This window comes from Adlercreutzia sp. CNCM I-6216 (genome assembly GCF_977113345.1).
In genome coordinates this window covers 1-20,747 of sequence record NZ_CDSBIE010000001.1, presented here as the reverse complement: position 1 = coordinate 20,747, position 20,747 = coordinate 1, and the positions used below count along the sequence as shown (strand labels likewise).

At 65.5% G+C, this 20,747-nt stretch carries 17 protein-coding genes; 1 reads left to right on the top strand and 16 read right to left on the bottom strand.

From position 1 onward, the window contains the following. Positions 1-88: 88 nt before the first annotated feature. The 5 genes from gap to uvrC form a co-directional block, all read right to left on the bottom strand. Positions 89-1,099, bottom strand: a complete 1,011-nt coding sequence (gap, locus tag ACYVRU_RS00085; protein ID WP_114539120.1) for a type I glyceraldehyde-3-phosphate dehydrogenase — start codon at positions 1,097-1,099, stop codon at positions 89-91. 265 nt (positions 1,100-1,364) lie between these two features. Further along, entirely contained in the window at positions 1,365-2,303 is a 939-nt protein-coding gene (gene whiA / locus ACYVRU_RS00080) for a DNA-binding protein WhiA (protein ID WP_256156371.1), read from the bottom strand. A 3-nt stretch (positions 2,304-2,306) separates the two neighbouring features. After that, a complete protein-coding gene (locus tag ACYVRU_RS00075; RefSeq protein WP_231699472.1) occupies positions 2,307-3,464 on the bottom strand; it encodes a gluconeogenesis factor YvcK family protein in 1,158 nt (385 codons plus the stop codon). A 3-nt stretch (positions 3,465-3,467) separates the two neighbouring features. Next, complete coding sequence (gene rapZ, locus ACYVRU_RS00070) at positions 3,468-4,424, bottom strand: RNase adapter RapZ (RefSeq protein WP_114539183.1); 957 nt, start codon at positions 4,422-4,424, stop codon at positions 3,468-3,470. A 155-nt stretch (positions 4,425-4,579) separates the two neighbouring features. Next, complete coding sequence (gene uvrC, locus ACYVRU_RS00065; RefSeq protein ID WP_231699473.1) at positions 4,580-6,817, bottom strand: excinuclease ABC subunit UvrC; 2,238 nt, start codon at positions 6,815-6,817, stop codon at positions 4,580-4,582. Between the two features lie 399 nt (positions 6,818-7,216). Between uvrC and ACYVRU_RS00060 the strand changes: the two genes are divergently transcribed. Further along, on the top strand, positions 7,217-9,121 hold the full coding sequence (locus ACYVRU_RS00060; protein ID WP_302011888.1) for an LTA synthase family protein: 1,905 nt from the start codon (positions 7,217-7,219) through the stop codon (positions 9,119-9,121). A gap of 27 nt (positions 9,122-9,148) precedes the next feature. On the opposite strand, the gene ribF is transcribed toward ACYVRU_RS00060, so the two are convergent. The 11 genes from ribF to ACYVRU_RS00005 all read right to left on the bottom strand — a co-directional run. Next, positions 9,149-10,075, bottom strand: a complete 927-nt coding sequence (ribF, locus tag ACYVRU_RS00055) for a riboflavin biosynthesis protein RibF (RefSeq protein ID WP_114549267.1) — start codon at positions 10,073-10,075, stop codon at positions 9,149-9,151. Next, positions 10,056-11,072 (bottom strand): tRNA pseudouridine(55) synthase TruB, encoded by a 1,017-nt coding sequence (gene truB / locus ACYVRU_RS00050; RefSeq protein ID WP_173113096.1) that lies wholly within the window; start codon positions 11,070-11,072, stop codon positions 10,056-10,058. The genes ribF and truB overlap by 20 nt, the downstream gene beginning before the upstream one ends. After that, positions 11,069-12,076 (bottom strand): DHH family phosphoesterase, encoded by a 1,008-nt coding sequence (locus ACYVRU_RS00045; RefSeq protein WP_461185571.1) that lies wholly within the window; start codon positions 12,074-12,076, stop codon positions 11,069-11,071. Before ACYVRU_RS00045 ends, truB begins: the two co-directional genes overlap by 4 nt. A gap of 4 nt (positions 12,077-12,080) precedes the next feature. After that, positions 12,081-12,470, bottom strand: a complete 390-nt coding sequence (gene rbfA / locus ACYVRU_RS00040; protein ID WP_022739824.1) for a 30S ribosome-binding factor RbfA — start codon at positions 12,468-12,470, stop codon at positions 12,081-12,083. A gap of 232 nt (positions 12,471-12,702) precedes the next feature. Continuing rightward, positions 12,703-15,438 carry a translation initiation factor IF-2 gene (gene infB / locus ACYVRU_RS00035; RefSeq protein WP_022739823.1) on the bottom strand — a complete coding sequence of 912 codons (2,736 nt, stop codon included), beginning with the start codon at positions 15,436-15,438 and terminating at the stop codon, positions 12,703-12,705. 3 nt (positions 15,439-15,441) lie between these two features. After that, a complete protein-coding gene (rnpM, locus tag ACYVRU_RS00030) occupies positions 15,442-15,732 on the bottom strand; it encodes an RNase P modulator RnpM (RefSeq protein ID WP_114539129.1) in 291 nt (96 codons plus the stop codon). Positions 15,733-15,745: 13 nt separating this feature from the next. After that, positions 15,746-16,951 (bottom strand): transcription termination factor NusA, encoded by a 1,206-nt coding sequence (nusA, locus tag ACYVRU_RS00025; protein ID WP_022739821.1) that lies wholly within the window; start codon positions 16,949-16,951, stop codon positions 15,746-15,748. Positions 16,952-16,967: 16 nt separating this feature from the next. Beyond that, positions 16,968-17,441: a ribosome maturation factor RimP gene (locus ACYVRU_RS00020; protein WP_022739820.1), complete on the bottom strand. Its 474-nt coding sequence runs from the start codon at positions 17,439-17,441 to the stop codon at positions 16,968-16,970. 320 nt (positions 17,442-17,761) lie between these two features. Further along, entirely contained in the window at positions 17,762-18,691 is a 930-nt protein-coding gene (locus tag ACYVRU_RS00015; protein ID WP_461185570.1) for a LysR family transcriptional regulator, read from the bottom strand. Between the two features lie 178 nt (positions 18,692-18,869). Continuing rightward, positions 18,870-20,150: an MFS transporter gene (locus ACYVRU_RS00010; RefSeq protein ID WP_270357665.1), complete on the bottom strand. Its 1,281-nt coding sequence runs from the start codon at positions 20,148-20,150 to the stop codon at positions 18,870-18,872. Positions 20,151-20,547: 397 nt separating this feature from the next. Next, positions 20,548-20,747: transposase (locus ACYVRU_RS00005; protein WP_461185569.1), on the bottom strand; the 200-nt coding region annotated here is incomplete at its 5' end.

Genomic DNA, 20,747 nt, shown 5'->3' with positions numbered 1-20,747 from the left:
GCGGCCTTCGTGCCGCGCCGTGCCCCAAACAAGGGGCAAGGCCAGGTGCCTGTCGGAACCGCAGCGTCGGCGATCTTGATTAAAATTCTTATTCCTCCGGAAGAAGAATTTTAACAAGATCCTTCACGCGGTTGGAATAGCCCCACTCGTTGTCGTACCAGGAGATGCACTTGACGAAGTTGCCCTCGCCGCCGAGCACCATGGTCAGCTGCGAGTCGAAGATGGAGGAGTGGTCGTTGCCCACGATGTCGATGGACACGATGGGATCCTCGGTGTACTCCAAGATGCCCTTCAAGGGACCCTCGGCCGCGGCCTTCATGGCGGCGTTGATCTCCTCGGCGGTCACGGACTTCTCCAGCTCCACCGTGAGGTCGACCATAGAGCCGTCGGGAGTGGGAACGCGGGTGGCGAAGCCGTCGAGACGGCCCTTGAGCTCGGGGAGCACGAGGGACACGGCACGGGCGGCACCGGTGGTGGTGGGGATCATAGACACGGCGGCAGCGCGGGCGCGGCGCAGATCCTTATGGGGAAGATCGAGGATCTTCTGGTCGTTGGTGTAGGAATGGATGGTGTTCATGTAGCCGCGCTTGATGCCGAAGTTCTCCAACAGCACCTTGGCGAAGGGAGCCAGGCAGTTGGTGGTGCAGGAGGCGTTCGAGATGATGTTGTGCACCTCGGGGTCGTACTGGTCGTCGTTGACGCCCATGACGATGGTGATGTCCTCGTCCTTAGCCGGGCAGGTAATGACGACCTTCTTGGCACCGGCATCCAGGTGCTTCTGCGCCAGCTCGCCGGTCTTGAAGATGCCGGTGGCCTCTACGACCACATCCACACCCAGCTCGCCCCAGGGCAGGTTCGCCGGATCGCGGTCGGAAAGCATGGTCACGTGCTTGCCATCCACCACCAAGCCGTCATCCGTCACTTCGATATCAAAATTGCGGATGCCGTGGATGGAGTCGTACTTCAGCAGGTGAGCAGCGGTGGCTTTGTCGCCCAAATCGTTGACGGCGATCACCTCGACCGCGGGATCGTCGGCCATGGCGCGGAAGACGAGGCGTCCGATGCGACCGAATCCGTTGATGCCTACCTTGGTTGTCATGCGTATCTCCTTTCACAAGATACTCGCGAAGCCCGATGGGCACGTATCAGCTGTTAGGCCTCTCACAAGTTTACTACGAAGCTAAGCGATTCCCACCACGATAAAGCCGACGGCCCCGAAAACCGTCCCGCCTGCACAAAAGCGAGCGCAACAACTTGCCGCCTATTTCCTCCAGTAAATTGACTCGGACACAACTTACTGGAGGAAATACAGCACAAGGGAGAAGTTAGAGAAGCCGTTTACCACCTCGATGGGGCTGCCGGCGCTACTCCCCCGCGTCCAGCTCGGCGGCCAGCTGCTCGAGGCGGCGGACGCGGTGGTAGACGGCGCTCTTGGAAAGAGGCGGCGTCGCCCGCTCGCCGAGCTCCTTCAGCGACGCCTCGGGGTAGGTGACCCGCAGGCGGATGAACTCCTGTAGCGCGGGGGGCAGGTCCTCCATGCCGTAGTGCTCCACCACGCGCCGGATGGCGTAGATTTGCTCCACGGCGGCGCTGGCGGCCTTCTGCTGGTTGGCCAGCTCGGCGTTGATCTGGCGGTTCACGTCGTTGCGCACCGACTTCACGACGCGCTCCTCCTCCATGGAAAGCGCCGCCTGGTGGGCGCCGGCGAAGGCGAGGAACTCCGTGATGGCGTTGCCGCTCTTCAGGTAGACCATGTACGAGCTGCGCCGTGCCATGATGCGGGCCGTGATGTCCTTGCGGGCCATGAGCTCCACGAGTCCCTCGGCCAGCGCCTCGGATTCCACGGTGATTTCAAAGTGAAAGTCGCTTTTGGGGTTCGAGATAAAGCCGCTGCCCAAAAAGGCGCCGCGCAGGTAGGCCGCCGCGCAGCAGGGCTTGGCCACAAGCGATTCCTTGATACCCATCTCCAGGCCGCCCTCGGCCGAGAGCACCCCCATGTCGCGCAAGGCATCGGCCAGATGGGGCTGGGCCGGCACCTCGATGAGATAGTTCGGTGTCTTGTGCAGCACCGAACGGCGCATGGTGAGGTTCGTCTTCAACGAATAGATGCCGTGCAAAAGCCGCACGACGAGCCGCGCCGAGGCCGGCGCGTCCGTGGCGATCTCCACCCGGTAGCGGGCCGGTCCGCTCACGAACAGCGTCCCCTCGATGCGCACCAGCGCCGCGAGCGTCGCCTTCTCGCACTGCGGACAGGCGGGCACGACCCGGGCCAGCTCGTCTTTCACCTCGGACGTGAACGACATGGCCTAGCTCCGGCGCGCCCGCGAGAGCTTGATGACGTTCTGGAAGGCATCGCGCAGCGCGAAGGGCGAGTGCCACGTGGGCTGCTCGGCGTCCACGAGGTTGCGGCTGATGACGATGGGACCGCGGGACTGGATGGCGAGCATATCGGCGTAGGAGATGGAGATGGGACGCACCCCCTTGATGAGCTGGTCGTCGTTCAAGTCGCTCGTGGAAGCGTGCTCCAGCTCGGCCCCGGAGATGGCCGCGAAGCTGCCCGTGGCGGGGCTTTCGGCGCGCAGAGGCACCTTCGAGTGCACGAGCATGTAGTCGATGAGCCCCTCCATGCCGTGGGCCGTCAGCGCCTCGAAGTGCTCGCGGGCCGTCAGCCCCCACGTCTCCCCTTGCACGTCGGCCAGGGCGCACACGAATAGCACGCGGCCCCGAGAGGCGCGGATGGCCTCGACGACGCCGGGGATGAGCAGGTTCGGGATGATGGAGGTGAACAGCGACCCCGGGCCCAGCACGATGAGGTCGGCCTCGCGGATGGCCTGAAGCGCCGGCTCGTAAGGGCGCGGCGGCCGGCCGTCCTCGGCGGAGAGCCACACCTGCGCAAGCGCCGTCTTGGAATGGCAGGCCACGGCCTGACCGTCCAGAATGCGCCCGTCCTGGGTCTGGGCCGACAACACCACGTGGTCCAACGTCGAGGGATACACGTGCCCCTGGGCGTCCACCAGCTTCTCGCAGATGGCGATGGCCTCGGGAAACGACCCCGTCGCATCTTCCAGCGCGGCCAGAAGGAGGTTGCCCAGAGCATGGTCGCGGGCCACGGCGAAGCGGTACTTGAGCGCCCGCACAAGCGGGTCGGCGGGATCCTTCGCAAAGGCCACGAGGCACTTGCGGATGTCGCCGGGCGGCGTGACGTCGGCCTCCTCGCGCAAAACACCGGTGCTGCCGCCGTCGTCGGCCATGGCCACGACGGCGCTCGTCTGCACGCCTAAGGAGAGCAGCGTCCGGATGGAGACCGGAGCGCCGGTGCCCCCGCCGATGACCACCGCCTTCAGTGCGCGGGCGTCCTCATCCAAAGGCCGCAGGTTCGGAAGCGCGCTGCGCAGGGCCGAGAACGCCGCCGTGGCCGCCGGATCAACGCGGAAGGCCTCGGTGCTCTTCTTTATGCCGGCCACCTTCTACGCTTCCTTTCCGCCGCCGGCACGGGCGTCCAGCACGTTGTCGCTCTCGCGCTGCACGTCGTGACCGCGCTCGGCCAGACGCAGATCGCGATGGGCAACGCTCACCCGATAGCCCTTCGACTTCAGGTAATCGCCCGTGGCCTCGGCAAGCGCCACCGACCGGTGCTGGCCGCCGGTGCAGCCCACGCCGATGGCCAGCTGCTGCTTGCCCTCGGCGACGTACCCCGGCATGACGACGTCCAAAAGGTCGTGCCACTTCTGCTCGAACTCGATGGTCTCCTCGCGCATGCGCACGAAGTCGCGCACCGGGGCGTCCAGCCCCGTCAGCGGCCGCAGTTCCGGATCGTAATAGGGGTTCGGCAGGAAGCGCACGTCCATGACGAGATCCGCATCGTAGGGGGCGCCGTGCTTGAAGCCGAAGGAGTACACGGTGACCGCAAGCCCCTTGCGCTCGCTGCCCGTGGCGAAGAGCCCCCGGATGGTGCTGCGCAGCTTCTGGGGCAGCATATCGGTGGTGTCGATGACGTAGTCGGCGCGGTCGCGAAGGCCCATGAGCATGAGCCGCTCGCGCTGGATGCCCTGCCAGATGGTGGTGCCGTCGGTGCACAGCGGATGCCGGCGGCGGCTCGACTTGTAACGGGCGATGAGCTTGTCGTCGGCGGCATCGAGGAACAGCGTCTTGTAGGAGACGCCGGCCTCTCGCATGGAGGAAAGCTCGGCCTCCAGATCGCCGAAGAAGTCGCCGTTGCGCGAGTCGCAGACCACGGCCAGACGACGCCGGCCGCCCTCGTGCTCGGTACTCTCGTTCACGCGCACGAGCTCGGCGAGCAGGCTCGAAGGCAAGTTGTCCACGCAGTAGTAGCCCAAATCCTCGAAGACGTGCATGGCTTCCGTGCGCCCGGCGCCGGACATGCCCGTCACGATGACGAAGTCGGGCATCTGAGCCTCTTCCATTACCTCCTCGGCCACAAAGGCCTCCTTTCCTGAAAGGATCGCTCTTCTTCACAGAGGCTTTCCGTTTGTCTGAACGAGCTCTCCGTAGGGGGCGATCTTGGTCGCCCCTCATAAGCATGGCTATCCCGCTCGGAAGGGCAGACCAAGGTCTGCCCCTACGGGATGGTGTTCGCCAGGACGCTATCGGCCAGCTGTTCTTCCTTCTCTTCTTTCCGCTCATTATACTGCGCGAGAACGCGCACCAGCTCCTCGGCCACCTCTTCGGGGATGACCTTGGCGGCCTTGATGTCCTCGAGGCTCGCGGCCTTCAGGTTCTTGAACGACTTGAAGTGCTTCATCAGCGCCTTCTTTCGCACGGGCCCCAGACCCGCCACGTCGTCCAGAATACTCGCCGTCATACCCTTGCCGCGCAGCTCGCGGTGGAAGGTGATGGCGAAGCGGTGGGCCTCGTCGCGCACCTGCTTCACCAGGTACAGCGACGCCGAGCCTGAGGGCAGCACCACCGGTCCCGTGTCCTGCCAAGGCACGAACAGCTCCTCGTCGCGCTTGGCCAGACCGCAAATGGCGATGTCGTCGATCCCCATCTCCTCGAACATGGCGAGCGCCGCCGTCAGCTGCGGCTTTCCGCCGTCCAGGATGATGAGGTCCGGCTTGCTGCCGAAGCGCTCGTCGCTCAAACGTTCCGGCGCGTAGCGGCGCCGCATCACCTCCTGCATGGAGAGGAAGTCGTTGGCCTCGTCGAGCGGCGTCTTTATCTTGAAGCGGCGGTACTGGTTCTTGTCCGGCTTTCCGCCGGTGAACACCACCATGGAGGCCACCGTGTAGGAGCCGTGGATGGTGGAGATGTCGAAGCACTCGATGCGCATGGGCGGCGCGTCCAAGGCCAGGGCGCTCTCCAGCTGCAGAAGGGCGTTGTTGATGCGCTTGTCGTCGTAGTTCGTGCGCACCTTGTAGCGCATGAGAACGTGGCGCGCGTTGGTCTCGGCCATGGTCAGAAGGTCGGCCTTCTCCCCCTTCTGCGGGGCGCAGAAGCGCACCTTGGCGCCGTGGGCCGAGTCGAGCTTGCCCGTGAGCCATTCCCCCATGGCCTCGGCGTCCTCGGGCAGTGCGCGCACGATCACCTCGCGCGGGATGGAGGTGGTGGTGTCGTAGTAGCGCATGAGGAAGTTGCGCAGCAGATCCTGATCGGGCACGTCGGTGCCACGGTTCAAGACGAACTCGTTGGCGTTCACGATGCGTCCCTCGCGGATGACGAGCACGTTCACCCCGGCCACGGTCTCCTCGCGGAAGAACCCGACGACGTCGGCGGACAGGTCGCGCGAGGACACGGCGTGCTGCTTGTCGGCGAGCGAGTTGATGGTGTCGATGCGCGCCTTCAGCCGTCCCGCCCGCTCGAAGTCGAGCTCTTCGGCGGCCTCCTGCATTTCCGCCGTCAGCTCGTCGACGAACTCGCGGTGGTTGCCGGCGAGGAAGCGCTCGATGCGCCGCACGTTCTGGGCGTACTCCTCGGGCGTAATGGCCCCGCAACAGGCGCCGGGGCCGAGGCCCACGTGGCAGTCGAAACAGGGACGCGCATCGCGCTTCAAGAAAGCGAGCGGGTCCTTCTCCAGCGCGCGCGTGAGTCCCCGCCAGTCGGCGCAGGTGGCGGCGCACAGGGGCACCACACGCCGGGCGATGTCGATCATCTCCCGGGCGGCGCGGGCGTCAGTGAAAGGACCGAAGTACTTCGTGTCGGACTTGTGTTTCTCGCGAGTGTACTTGATGGCCGGGAACACATCGCCTTTGGTGAGCGCGATGAAGGGGTAGCTCTTGTTGTCCTTGAAGTCCGCATTGAAAAACGGGCTGTACTGGTTGATGAGGTTCTTCTCCAGCACGAGCGCCTCGTGCTCGTTGTCGACGACGAGGTAGTCGAAGGAGTCGATGGCCTCCACGAGCAAGGGAATCTTCGCGCGATCGTCCTGGAAGTTCACGTACTGGCGCATGCGCGCCCGCAGCTGCTTGGCCTTGCCGACGTAGATGACCTCGCCGGCGGCGTCTTTCCACAGGTACACGCCGGGCTCGGTGGGCACCGCCTCCAGCTCGCGCTTGATGCGCGCGAGCTTCTGCTGCTGGGTCTCGCGGGAGCGACCGGGCTTGGCGCGACCGCCTTCGCCCACGGCTTCCGCGACGGCTGCCTCCGCGACCGCTCCCATGGCGGCCGCGTCGTCGACGACGTCCATGGCGGCCGCCTCGCCTTCGCCGTCCGCCCAGACTGCCTCCGCGACGGCCTCGTCAACAGCGTTGCCCGCGGCTTCATGATCGCGCACGGCGCGGGCGAGCGTCGGCCTCATGCGGCCCTCGCGCTCCAACTCGTCGGGGTATTCGTTTTCCCAGGAAATTCGTTCTTTACTCATGGGTGCAGTATACCCGCAGATTCCAGCCTGTGTCCTTCCAGACGATTTCTCACCCATTTTTTCGCCAAAATTTCGAGTTGTTAGCATTGATGAGATCGCTTATGGCGTTCTTCGAGCTTCGCTGAAAGAATTTGCCTCATCGACTATTCGTTTATCGATAGTTTCAGCCTTCTTGTGGAATTGGTGGGATAGCGGGAGGCCATTCGCAATGCTAACAACTCGAAAATTATGGCCCGAATTGCCATGGAGATTTTCCCGAGACGGGCGGGACGTTCCGTTCCGTCCAAAGCGAAGCAGCTCCAGCCGTGGTAAGTTGTTGTTTTACTCTTGAACCGGAGGGGTTATTTGAATAGGGAACGAACTGAAACCAGCTCGGGCGCCACGGGGCGGCCGCGGGCAATGGACGCGCTGCGACGCAGCGTCTTCTTCGCGCTCGCCGTCGTTTTGGGCTTTCTGCTCCTCGAGCTGCCGTGGAACGGCGATGTCTTCGCCATTCCCCAGCGCTACGTCATCGACAACCTGCTCATCCTGGGGCTGGGCTGCGCCATCACTTTTCTGGCGGGACAGCGCACCCGCGCATCGCTCGCCGCGTTCGTGGGACTGTGCCTTATGTGGGGCACCGCCAACTTCTTCATCATCGCCTTCAAGGGGCAGCCCATCGTGCCGGCGGATCTGTTCGCCCTCGGCACCGCCGCCTCGGTGGCCGGCGGTTACAGCCTGTTTCTCACCGGTCGCCTCGCGTTCTGCTGGGCGCTGTTCGCCGCCTATTGCATCGCCCTGGCGAAGCTGTGCCCCCAACGAAAGCGCGCCCGCTGGGACATTGCCGCCAACATGCTGGCGGCGGCCCTGCTGGTGTGCCTCGGCGCCATGCAGTACCAGGCCATCGATATCAAGAAGGACTGCGAGGTGACTGTGGACGTATGGGACGTGCGCGGCTCCTACGCCACCCAGGGCACCGCGCTCTGCTTCCTCTCGCGGGCCCAAGAGCTGACGCCCAAGCCTCCGGAGGGCTACTCCGCCGAGGCCGTGGACGCCATCCTGGCCCCCTTCGCCGAGGATCCGCTGACGGGAACGGACGGCACGGTGGCAGAGTCCCCCTCGCCCGACACAACGGGCAACCAAAACTCAACGGCGCCCACCACTGGCGATGCAGCGCCGGAACAGCCCGAAGCACTCCCCTACGACGGCCCCAACGTCATCGCCATCATGAACGAGACGTTCTCCGATCTCTCCGAATACCCCGGCCTTGAGGGAACAAACGCCGCGCCGACGTTCTTCCACGAGGTGGCCAACGATTCCCTGGCCGCGGGCGACGTGTACGTCTCGGCCATGGGCGGGGGCACCTGCAACAGCGAGTTCGAGTTCCTCACCGGCGCCTCCATGGGCAACATGGGCGGCGGCGTGTACCCCTACGTGCTCTACGATTTGGAAGGGGTGGACAACCTCGCCTCCTACTTCCGCAGCCTGGGGTACGGCACCCATGCGATTCACCCGGCCGAGGCGGCCAACTGGCGGCGCGACCGCATCTACGAGCAGCTCGGATTCGACGCGTTCGACGACATCACCACCATGGAAGACGCCGACACCTTCCGCGACCTCGTCACGGATCGCACCACCTACGAGCGCGTGCTGGAGAAGATCGACGAGGGAGAGGGGCCCCAGTTCGTCTTCGATGTCACCATCCAGAACCACGGCGGATACGACACGGGGCTCGTTCCCGCCGCTGATGCCGTGCATCTGGAATCGGACGAGGTGGAAAACCCCGAGGTGGACGAGTTTCTGGCGGCCATCCGGCGCTCGGATGAGGATCTGCGCTGGCTCGTGGACGAGCTGAACGCGCGGAACGAGCCCACCATCGTCGTGTTCTTCGGCGACCACCAACCCGGCTTCGCCGACTGGCTCTTCGAGGAGACCTTCGGCAAGCCCGTGGAGGACGCCGGCTTGGAAGAGGTGCAGGCACGCTACCGGACGCCCTATTTCATTTGGGCGAACGGCGCGGCCCGCGGGAAGTACGGGGACACGCTCACGCGCATCGAGGACGCCGACATCACGAGCTTGAACTATCTTTCAAACCTGCTTCTCGATGCAACGGGGCTGCCCCGCGACTCACGAGCCCTGTACCGCTCGGCCCTGCGCCAGGCGCTGCCCGCCGTGAACCTGAACGGCTACCGGGATGCCGAGGGAGCGTGGCACTGGTTCGGCGAGACCGTGGAAACCGACGCCCAGCAGAGAGCCGAGGACGCCCTGAAGTCCTACGCCATCGTCCAATACGACCAGCTCTTCAAAGACCGCTCGAACCGATAGGCTCGCTCCCGGCTCGACCCGATTTCGCTACAAATTCTCCCGGACCCAGGCTATGTTGGACTGGACAGTGGCGATGAGCTCGTCGGTGCTCTCGAAGGCGCGCATGGGGCGCAGCCATTCGATGAACTCCACCTCGATGTCCTGGCCGTAGATGTCCTCATCGAAATCGAGGAGGTGCACCTCAATGTTCTCCTTAGCCGTGTCGGCGAAGGTAGCGGGAACGCCCACGTTCACGGCCGCCTTGTAGCGGGCGCCTTCCACTACGGCATAGCAGGCGTACACCCCCTCGCCGACGGCGAGAAGCATGGGCGGCACCTCCAGATTCGCCGTGGCGAAGCCGAAGTCGCGACCCTCGCCGCGGCCCGGGCGCACGAGGCCCGAAAGCTCGTAGGGGCGCCCCAGAAGGTCGGCCGCCTCGCGGGCCCGGCCCTCGGACAGAAGGCCGCGGATGCGCGTGGCCGTCACGGGGCGGCCGCCCTCGGAGAGGAGCTCGTGGCCGTGCACCTCCATGCCGCGCTCGGCGCCCCACACGCGCAAGCTCTCCACATTGCCCGCGGCCTTGCGACCGAAATGGAAATCGCTGCCGATGTGGATGTGGCTCGGCACGCCGCCGCCGAAGCAGGCGTCGAGGAAGTCCTCGGGGCTCTGGGCCGCGAACTCGCGGGAGAACGGCAGCACCACGACCGCGTCCACATCCAGCTCGGCCAGCTTGGCGATGCGCGCCTCGTTGGTCATGAGCTTCTTCAGCCGATCAGCCGCGAACACCTCGTCGGGATCGATGTCGAAGGTGATGACGGCGCTCGCGCGCCCCTCTTCGCGGGCCGTGTTCACCGCCTCGCCGATGATGAAGCGGTGCCCCTCGTGGACGCCGTCGAAGACGCCGAAGGCCACCGAGGCGCGATCGAGCAGGGCCTCGTCGAAGGCGGGATCGTTCCTAGAGATCACTGCAGCCACGAGAAACTCCTATCGGGAACACGCAGCGGGGGGCGAAGCGCCCCTTATCGCTCTGATACTCGTATAATGCCACGATGCGGTTGTCGGCCACAAGGGCCACGACCTCGCCATTTTGCGGCGGCTCGCAGCTGGGGCGCACCCCGGCCGTGCAGGCGCACAGCTCCGCCGCCGGGTCGACGCTGCGGCGCTCGAAGAGCTCCACGGCGCGCCCGTTCAGCGGGTTGCCGTTGCGCACCCGCGCCGCGGCGGCATCGTCGAGGTAGATGAAGCGCATGCCGAGCACCTTCAGCGGATCCAGGGCGGCGCGCTCCCCCATCTCCTCCAAGACCTCCAGCGTCACGCAGTCGGCGATGCCGATCGCGCCGGCCGCCGTGCGGCGCAGCGCCCCCACATGGGCGGGGCACCCCAGGCTGTTGCCGATGTCACGGGCGAGTGCGCGAATATAGGTGCCCTTCGACACCTTGAAGGCGATGTCCCAGCGGGCCGGTTCCGTGCCGTCGGCGCCCCCGATGCCCAGAAGCTCGGCGGAGTACACCTCGATGTCGCGCGGCGCCAGATCGATAACGCGCCCCTTGCGAGCCGCATCGCAGGCCTTGGTTCCCCCCACCTTGATGGCCGAGTACACCGGCGGCAGCTGCTTGGACTTCCCCACCAAACCGCCCACGAAAACGCTGGCGAAGAACGGGTCGAACACCTCATCGGGCACAACGCCCGTGCGGATGACCTCGCCGTCGCAGTCGTCGGTATCGGTGGCGGCGCCAAAGACGACTGAGACCACGTAGGACTTGTCGTGGCCGGTGAGGAACTGATCGAGCCGGGTGGCCGGCCCCACGCACAGAGGCAGCACCCCCGAGGCGAGTGGATCTAAAGTGCCCGTGTGCCCGATGCGCTTCTCGCCGAAGATGCGCCGGGCGCGGCTCACCACGTCGTGGGAGGTCATACCGCTCGGCTTATCCACGGCCAGCACGAGGCACAGATCGGTCGTCCCCCGCTTCACAGACGCTCCTCCGGCAAGGTCGGGCTCTCGATGCCCAAACGGCGCGCGACGGTCTTCACGGCCCCGCGCAAATCGTCGTGAATGGTAAATCCAGCCGCGGCCTTATGTCCGCCGCCGCCGAACTCGCCGGCGATGGCGGCCACGTCGGTGTCGTCCTTGGAACGGAAGCTGCCGCGCACCTCTCCGTCCTGCTCCCGCAGCATGCAGGCAACGCGCACGCCGCGCAGGGAGCGCAAAAGATCGATCATGGGCTCGGCATCGGCCTTCACGGCCCCGCACTCGGCGAAATCGGCGAGCGAGAGCCACGAGAGCACCGCCTCGCCGTCGCCGGACAGGCTCATATGGCCCACCGTGCGCCCCTCCAGCTCGATAGAGGCGAGACTGCGGTTCTGATAGAACTCCCGGGCGATATCCCCGGGCCGCGCGCCGGCGGCCACCATCTCGGCCGCGCCCTTGAACGCGGCAGCGTCGGTGTTGCCGTGCTGGAAACGGCCGGTGTCGGTCATAAGACCGGTGTAGCAGCAGGTGGCGATGAGGCGCTCGCGATCGGCGCCCAAAAGCGACGCCAGCTCCCAGATGAGCAGCGACGTGGAGGCGGCGTCCGGATCGGTGTAGCTGAGGTCGCCCATGGCCCGGGGCACCGCATGATGATCCACCGTAACGGTGAAGGGCGCCGCCTCGTGCAGGCGCGCCCCGTCGCCGAGTCGCTCCGGCGTGGGCACGTCCACGGCGATGAAGCACTCGCAGGGCCCTTCGAAGCCCGCAGCGGGAACGAGCCCGTCGGCCCCGGGCAGAAACATGAGGTCGCTCGGCGGCTCCTCGCCGCGGGCGAGAACGCACGCGACCTCCTTGCCCAATTGCCGCAGGGCCCAGGCGAGCCCCAGAGCCGAGCCAAGGCAATCGCCGTCGGGGCTCACATGGCCTCCGATGACGAAGTGGTCGCGCTCGGCGAGCGCGGAGGCGATCTCGGAAAGCGTCGTGTTGGTCTGGGGCGTCACCGTCATGAAACTAGTACTCCCGATCTTCCCCGATGGTCTCCTCCTCGATGCGCTTCTCCTGATGCTCGCGCTCAGAATTCAGCGCCTGGGAGATGGCCTCTGCCTGATCGACAGACGTGTCCACGTAGAAGCGCAGCTCCGGCGCTACGCGCCAGGAGAGCTTCTTGGCCATGAGAGAACGGATGTGGCCCGCGGCGGCCTCGAAGGCGGCCTGGGCGCCGGCGTAGCGCTCGGGGTCGGTGGTGTAGTAGACGTTGCAGACGGAACGGTCGTAGCTGACCTCACAGCCGGTGATGGTGACCAAATGGAGGCGCGGATCGGACACGTCGAACAGAAGGATGCTCGCGATCACCTCGCGGGCCTGCTCGTTGACCTTGCGGTTGGAAGCGCTCTGCTTCATGACGTCATCTCCTCAATCGAGGCGGACAGATAGTTTTAGTATAGAGTTGAAACCAAGAGCCATGCACCAGTCGTGGAAAACTAAGCAAAACTGTAACGGTAGGCGTCGAGGAAGCCCCGTGTCCCCGCGCGCAGGTTGCGCAGCGAACGGAACAGCCCAGTGGACTGTTCCGCCGAGCGAGCCATTGCTTGAGCACGGGGATGCGGGGCTTCCTCGACGCCGGACAGTCGAGTTACTCCGTGCGCTCGACCTCTTTCACCTGGTAGCCCTCGATGGTGTCGCCCACCTTCAGGTCCTGGAACTTCTCGATGCCGATGCCGCACTCGTAGCCCTGCTTCACGGACTTCACGTCGTCCTTGAAGCGGCGCAGCGACGCCATGTGGCCCTCGAAGATGACCGTGCCGTCGCGCACGATGCGCACCTTGTCGTCGCGGTGGATCTCGCCTTCCACGACGTAGCAGCCGGCGATGGTGCCCACCTTCGGCACCTTGAAGGTCTCGCGCACCTCGGCGATGCCGGTGTCCTCTTCCACGATATCCGGCGACAGAAGACCCACGCGCGCGGCGTTGATGTCCTCGATGGCCTGATAGATGACGCGGTACAGGCGGATGTCCACCTTCTCCTTCTCGGCCTGCTGGCGACTCTTGCCCGTGGGACGGACGTTGAAGCCGATGATGATGGCATCGGAGGCGGCGGCCAGGGTGACGTCGGTCTCGGTGATGCCGCCCACGGCCGAGTGCACGATGTTGATGCGCACCTCGGACTGATCCATCTTGTCGAAGGCGTCGCGCAGAGCCTCGATGGAGCCCTGGACGTCGGCCTTCACGATGAGGTTCAGATCGGTGGTCTTGCCGTCCTCGATGCGGCTGAACAGGTCGTCCAGGCTCATGTGGCTCTTGGTCTCCTGGGCGGCCAGGCGGGCGCGCAGCGCGCGCTCCTCGGCCAGCTTGCGGGCATCGCGCTCGTCCTCGAAGACGCGGAACTCGTCGCCGGCGGTGGGCACCGAGTTCAGGCCCAGGATCTCCACCGGGTCGGCGGGCTTCGCCTCGGCGACGTGCTCGCCGCGCGGGTTCACCAGAGCGCGCACGCGGCCGTAGCTCGTGCCGGCCACCACGACGTCGCCGGTGTGCAGGGTGCCGCGCTGGATGAGCACCGTGGCCACGGGGCCCCGGCCCTTGTCCAGGTTCGCCTCGATGACGAAGCCGGAGGCAGAAGCGTCAGGGTTGGCCTTCAGCTCCAGCACGTCGGCCTGCAGGATGATGGTCTCCAGCAAGTCGTCGATGTGCAGCTTCTTCTTGGCCGACACCTCGACGAACATGTTGGAGCCGCCCCACTCCTCGGGGATGACGCCGTACTCGGTGAGCTCCTGGCGCACGCGGTCGGGATTGGCGCCGGGCTTGTCGATCTTGTTCACGGCCACGACGATGGGCACCTCGGCGGCCTTGGCGTGGTTGATGGCCTCGATGGTCTGCGGCATGACGCCGTCGTCGGCGGCCACCACAAGCACGATGACGTCGGTGACCTGGGCGCCGCGGGCGCGCATGGCGGTGAAGGCCTCATGGCCCGGGGTGTCGATGAAGGTGATCTGGCGGTCGCCGATGTTCACCACGGAAGCGCCGATGTGCTGGGTGATGCCGCCGGCCTCGCTGGCCACCACGCCGGTATCGCGGATGGCGTCCAGAAGCGAGGTCTTGCCGTGGTCGACATGGCCCATGACGGTGACCACGGGGGGACGCGGCTTCAAATCGGCCTCGGAGTCGTTGTACACCACGGCGTACTCCTCCTCCGGCGACACGACGCGCACCTTGCGGCCCATGTCGTCGGCGATGAGCTCCATGGTCTCGTCGCTCATGGTCTGGGTGAGCGTGAGCACCTGGCCGAGCATGAACAGGCGCTTGATGACGTCATTGGGCTGCACGCCCAGAAGCTCGGCGAACTTGGCCACCGACGCGCCCTGCGGGATCTCCACCACGGAGTCGTCCAGCACCAGCGTCGGGTCAAGACCACGCTCGATGGCCTCGAGCTCGGCGCGCTCGCGGGCCTCGGCCTCGCGCTTCTCCTTGCGCTTCTTGCGGCGGCCCTCCCCCTCGTGGGTGTTGGCCGCGGCCACGGCGGCGCGGGCCTCGGCGAGCACCTTGTCGCGCTGCAGCTTCTCGGCCTGCACAGCCATCTGGGCATAGCGGTCCTCGCCGGCGGTCATCTGGGCCTCGAGCTCGGGCACCACCTGGTGAGCCCCGCCCTTCTTGCCCTTCTTGCCGCCGCGGGGGGCGCGGGTGTCGGCTTGGGCGCTCTTGGCCGCTTCCATGCGCTGCTTCTCGGCCTCGATCTGCGAGAGCAGCGAGTCGAAGTTGTTCTTGGGACGGGACGGCGCGGGAGCCGGAGCCGGACGGGCCGGCGCCGGGGCGGGCGCGGCCTTCGCGGGCTTCTTGTGGCCGCGGCGCAAGGCCTCCTCCACGGCGCGCTTCTTGGCCACCTCGGCGGCCGCCTTCTCGGCGCGGGCGCGGGCCCGGGCCTCCTGGCGCTCGCGCTCGACGCGCTCCTTCTCCGAGGCGATCTGCTGCTCGAGGCTCGCGAAGGCGGAGGGCTGCTTGGGCGCCTGCTTGCGCGCCGGGTGCTCCTCGCCCTCGGCGTCGTCGTCGGAGCGCGACCCCTCGCGGCGGGCGCGGGCGGCCTCGCGCTCGGCGAGCTCCTTCTCGCGCGCGGCCTTGCGCTCGGCCTCCTCCTCGGCGCGCTTGCGCTCGGCCTCCTCCTGCTCGGCGGCCAGCGCCGCGGCCTCCTCGGCCTCGAGGGCGCCGGCGCGGGCGCGGATCTCCGGCTCCAGGTTCTTGCGAATCTTGTCAACGTAGGCGTCGTTGAGCATGCTCGCATGGGACTTCGCCGGTATCTTCATTTCTTTCAGGCGATCGAGCAGATCCCCGCTCGACATATCGAATTCCTTCGCCAACTCGTGTACGCGCATGCTGGCCATATATCACTCCTCATTCTTTCCCGGTGCCTCGGCGAGGGCAAGCTCGCGAAGAACGCGCTCGTAATCTTCGTCGGTCACTTTGCAGCGCAGGGCGCGCTCAAGCTTCCTGGTCTTTCTCGCCGCGGCGAGGCAGTCCTCAGAGCAGACGTAGGCGCCGCGGCCGGCGAGGCGGCCCGTAGGGTCGAAGCTCACAAGGCCCTCGCCGTTGCGCACGATGCGGCGAAGCGCGCCCTTCCCAAGGGTCGCGCCGCAACCGATGCAGGTGCGCTGGCGCTTTGTCGTCTGTGCTGCCATCAGGTTCTACCCCTTAGGCCTCTGCCTCGGCATCGGCATGGACGCCGCAGTACTGGCTGTTCGGTCGGGCGTGGTTGCGGCAGCGGTTGCCGTCCTCGTCGACGAAGATGCAGAAGCCGTCGTCCTCCTCCACCTCGTCGTCCATCTCGACATCGACCAAAGACGCGCCCTGGAAGCTCTGGGGCTTGATGTCGATGTGCCAGCCGGTGAGGCGGGCGGCCAAGCGCGCGTTCTGTCCCTCCTTGCCGATGGCCAGCGACAGCTGGTCGTCGGGCACGATGACCGTGGCGTAGTTGTTGTCCTCGTCGATGCTCACGTGGCTCACCTTCGCCGGCGACAGGGCGTTGGCCACGTAGACCGCCGGGTCGGGGCTCCACTGGATGACGTCGACGCGCTCGTTGCGCAGCTCCTCGACCACCATGCGGACGCGGGAGCCCTTCGGCCCCACGCAGGCGCCCACCGGATCCAGGTTCGCCTCGCGGGAGAACACGGCCACCTTGGAACGGGCGCCGGGCTCGCGGGCCACGGACTTGATCTCCACGACCCCCTCGTAAATCTCCGGCACCTCAATCTCGAAGAGACGGCGGATGAGGTCGGGGTGGGTGCGGGAGACGACGATGGCCGGACGCGCCTGCTCGCCGCGGGCGCGGGGCGCGTCGGCGTTGGGGTTGCGCACCTCGATGATGAGCACTTTCAAGCGCTGGTTGTGGCGGTAGTGCTCGTTGGCCGGGCGCTCGTTGCGCTCGCCCGGGTTACGCTTGGCGTCGTAATGGGGCAGCTCCGCCTCGACGCCCTCGCGGATCTTGATGATGGTGAAGTCCGGCGTGCCCTGCAGCACGGTGCCCGTGACCAAATCGCCCACGCGGCCGCGGAACTCGTCGTAGATGGACTGGCGCCCGGCCTCGCGCACGAGCGACGAGATGACGCCCTTGGCGTTCTGGGCGGCGATGCGGCTCACGTCGTCGGGGGTAACGTCGCGCTCCTCGAACTCGCTGTACTCGCCGGTCTCCTCGTCGGGCTCGCCCACGGGCACGAGCTCGTAGACGTAGATCTTGCCGGTCTGGCGGTCGATGGTCACGCGCGCGTCCCATTCCAGATCGAGGATGCGCTCGTAGCTCTTCGCCAGGGACTGCTCCAAGCGCTCGATGAGGTAGAACTCGTCGATCTTGCGCTCGTGGGCCAGTGCCTGCAAGGCCTCGATCAGTTCTGAAGTTGCCACGTATCTAATCCTTTCCCTAGGCGCTGAAGTCGATGGTGCCCTTAACGCGGGCCTTTTTGATGTTGTCGTACGGAATGCGGAAGGTGCCGGCGCCGTCTGCGGCCACCATGACGCAGCCGTCCTCAAAGCCGAGAAGCTCGCCGGTAAACGAGCTGCGGCCGTCGATGGGGCCGGTCGTCTTCACCGTCACCGTCTCGCCGGCGAAGCGCGCGAAATGCTCCGGCGTGCGCAGCGGCCGGTCGATGCCCGGAGAGGACACCTCCAGCATGTAGGCCCCGGGGAACGGGTCCAGCTCGTCCATGACGTCCCCGACCCAGGCCTGAGTGCGGGCCAGCTCGTCGAAGCTGATGCCGCCGGCCGCATCGATGTAGACGCGGATGGTCGGCGCCTTCTTCGAGCCGACGATCTCCAGCGTGACGATCTCGACGCCCTCGGAGGCCGCTCGGGGCTCCAGGGCGGAAAGAAGCGATTTCTCCTTGGCCGTCAGCACCTCGTCTGCCTCCTTTTCCGTTGCCTACGCTCCCATACTTTCCGGGCCGCAAAAAGCCCCCTACAACAAAAGAAAGCGGGAAAAGTCCCACTTTCTCCAGAAGCGAAAGTATGTCCGTGCAGCCGATCTGCACAGCAGCCGTATTTATACCACAACGGGTCGCGCTTTGCCAGCCTCCCGCAACAAGTGGCCGCATACGGCGCAAAATGACCACAGACGGCAGTCAGGCGGCCTGGGCGGTCGGGCGGCTCCGGCGATCGGACGACCAGACACCCAAACGTCCGCCGCGCGCCCGCCTCGGCCGATCGGGCCCGGCGCCCCTACTCGCCCGCCGCCTCGGGCAGCACCTGGCCGATGAGGTCGTTGCCCGGGTAGGCCTTGACGAAGTCGATGAAGTCGGTGACGGCCCGCGAGTGCACGTGCTTCTTGTGATAGGCCATGTACACCGTGTAGAAGTGCTCCGGGACGCCCTCGACGCGCGCCTGGTGCAGGTTACTGAACAGCTGGGCGCCCAGCGAGCTCAGCATAAGCGCTCCGGCGTTGCCGCCGTTGCAGGAGAGGAACGACCCCATGGACACATCGTCGTCGTAGCCCAAGGAGGCGCCCCGCACGTCGGCCTCCTCCAGCATCTTCGCCACGCGCTCGCCGATGGGGGTGCCGCGGCGGTAGGTGCGCAGATCCACGTCGTTCAGTTCGCCGAAGGTGATCGTTTCGCGAGACGCCAGCGGATGGTCGTCGCGCACGTAGAGAGCCAGCTCGCAGTGCTTCGTCGGGAAATACGCGATGTCGGGCTCGTTGTCGCGCTTGCCGCAGAAGGCCACATCCAGCGTGCCCCGATGCAGCTGCTCGGTGAGGTAGTTGGTGAATCCCTGGGACACCTTCACGATGACCCGCTTGTCGAAGGCCTCCTCGAAGTCGCGGATGAGGCTCGGCAGATAGTGGTCCTGGATGGTGAAGGTGGTGCCGAGGTTCACGGTGCCGAACGAGGCCGAAGAGCGCGCGCTCACGGCCGCCACGCCGTCGTCGATGGCGCGCAGGGCGAGGCACACGTGCTCGTAGAACACCTCGCCGTAGGGGGTGAGGAGCACCGAGCGGCCGTTGCGCTCGAACAAGGGAGCGCCCAGCTCCTTCTCCAAGGACGAAATAGCCCCCGAGAGGGTCGGTTGGGTGATGAACAGCTCCTGCGCCGCTCGCGTGTAGTGAAGCACCTCGGCGAGCTTCTTGAAGTAGTTCAGCTGAGAGAGGTTCATGGTTTCCCCCTAAGGCAAAGGGCGTGCGTTCGGCCCGATCTCAGATTGCGCGTTTCTCTCTTGATCGTAGTTTATCAGGCTTGGCCTGGCTCATAGAGATTTCCTATAAGTGCGAAAAGCGGGGAGTCTCCACTCCCCGCTTTTCCCTTTGAGCCCGCCAGCGGCATGAGGGACCCGACTATTCGGTCGTCCAGTCCTTCTTGTAGCCGGCAGCAGCCTTGAAGATGTACAGGCCGAGCAGCAGGATGACCACGAGCATGGCGAGCGCCACGATGAACTCGACGGTGAAGCCGAACGACGAGCCGAGCCACGCCCAGATCATAGCGGCGAAGGCAGCGATGAGGTTGAACACCGTGGAGACGCGAGAGTAGATGACCGAGTACTCGCGGGTGCCGAAGGACTGGCGGCAGATGACCGGCACGAGCACCACGGCGGTGGCGTAGCAGCCGCCGAAGATGAAGGCGCCCACGTACATCACGTACTCGGAGAAGGTGCCGAACCAGCACAGCAGGATGCCCGCAACGCCAGCGGCGAAGGCGAAGATGAGGGCGCCCTTGGCGTTCTTGTCGGCCGCCGCGCCCAGCACCACCTTGAAGATGGCCTGGCCCACCATCATGACCGAGGTCATGACGCCGCCGACGACGGCCACGTCGAAGGCCACGTCGGTGAGCGATTTGGTGTAGGTGGGGAACTGCATGGCGATGAGGATAGCGATGTTGATGAGGCCGGCGAAGACGCAGATGGCGTAGAACATCGGGGTCTTCATGACGAAGCCGGCGGACAGGCCCGCGGGCTTCGCGGCCACCTCAGCGCCCGAGGCCGCCTTCTGCATGGAGGCGCCGTAGGGGGCCAGCCCGCAGTCCTCGGGAGAGTTGCGCACGCAGAACAGCGTGAAGGGCAGGCTCGTGACGAGCGCGATGACGCCCCAGATGAGGTAGATCGTGTGGAAGTCGATGCCCGAGGCGGTCAGCGCGGTGAACACGGCGGACCAGATGGCGCCGCCGATGCCGGTGAAGGCCATGCACAACCCGATGAAGAAGCCGGCGCGCTCCACGAACCAGCGGTTGATGAGCGTGGGGATGGCCAGCCACAGGATGGTGATCTCGCCCAGGCCCAGCATGACGGCGGCCACGTAGAACAGCACGATGGTGTTCGAGAAGCTCATCAGCAGGAAGGCGCAGCCCACGAGGGCGGCGGAGGCGGACAAAAGGATGCGGATGTCCATGGTCTGCAGCAGCTTGCCCGCAAACGGCGAGGCGATGGTCATGGTCAGGTACATAACGGTGACGTACATGGCGAAGGCGGTGACCTCCACGCCCAGGCCCTCAGCCACGACCGGCTGGAACAGGCCCCAGGTGGAGAAGCACAGAGCCGAGCATCCGAACGTGATCATGATGCCCGTCAGCACGACGAGAAGGTGACGCACGGTCAGCTTCTCTTTGGTAGCGGTCCCACTCAAGGTAAACCTCCTCTATCGATTTCTTCTACTCTTGCGCAAACGTCGAACCCCTGTTGGCGTGAGCCGTGGACGGCGATCTTTCGCTGCTATCGTATTTGTACCGTAGAACGATTCCCTTGAGGATGGTCAAAAAGGGATGCTTTGTCCCATAATCTTTGCAAAAATAGGACAGATTCAGTTAATTTGTCCTAATATCGAAAGGATTTATGATTGATAGGTTTCACAAATCATGAACCACCCCTCAAAGGGGTGGTTTGCTCTGGGCCTATAAGGCCGAGGGGGGCCGGCAGCGTCTAAAGGCGCTGCCTCTCACTTCGTTCAAGCCGTACCGCCCTTGTCTCTCGCGGGCCGCACAAAGCGGCCCTCGTACTACCGGGCAGCCCCTAAAGGGGCTCCCCTACTTCCTCTTGAACGGGTCCTCGTACTCCTTGACGCTCAACTTGTCCAGCGCGATGTCGTGGGCCTCCTGCTCCCTGATGTACTTCGCTATCGTCGCCTCGTTCAGGCCGACGGTCGACACGTAGTAGCCCTCGGACCAGAAGTGCCTGTTGCCGAACTTGTACTTGAGGTTGGCGTGCTTGTCGAACATCATGAGCG

Excerpts from the sequence above, each read along its gene's own strand:
- whiA (WP_256156371.1), bottom strand. The coding sequence starts at position 2,303 with ATGTCGTTCACGTCCGAGGTGAAAGACGAGCTGGCCCGGGTCGTGCCC.
- rnpM (WP_114539129.1), bottom strand. The coding sequence starts at position 15,732 with ATGGCAGCACAGACGACAAAGCGCCAGCGCACCTGCATCGGTTGCGGC.
- ACYVRU_RS00060 (WP_302011888.1), top strand. The coding sequence starts at position 7,217 with ATGGACGCGCTGCGACGCAGCGTCTTCTTCGCGCTCGCCGTCGTTTTG.
- rbfA (WP_022739824.1), bottom strand. The coding sequence starts at position 12,470 with ATGAAGCAGAGCGCTTCCAACCGCAAGGTCAACGAGCAGGCCCGCGAG.
- ACYVRU_RS00045 (WP_461185571.1), bottom strand. The coding sequence starts at position 12,076 with ATGACGGTGACGCCCCAGACCAACACGACGCTTTCCGAGATCGCCTCC.
- ACYVRU_RS00015 (WP_461185570.1), bottom strand. The coding sequence starts at position 18,691 with ATGAACCTCTCTCAGCTGAACTACTTCAAGAAGCTCGCCGAGGTGCTT.
- rapZ (WP_114539183.1), bottom strand. The coding sequence starts at position 4,424 with ATGGAAGAGGCTCAGATGCCCGACTTCGTCATCGTGACGGGCATGTCC.
- infB (WP_022739823.1), bottom strand. The coding sequence starts at position 15,438 with ATGGCCAGCATGCGCGTACACGAGTTGGCGAAGGAATTCGATATGTCG.
- uvrC (WP_231699473.1), bottom strand. The coding sequence starts at position 6,817 with ATGAGTAAAGAACGAATTTCCTGGGAAAACGAATACCCCGACGAGTTG.
- gap (WP_114539120.1), bottom strand. The coding sequence starts at position 1,099 with ATGACAACCAAGGTAGGCATCAACGGATTCGGTCGCATCGGACGCCTC.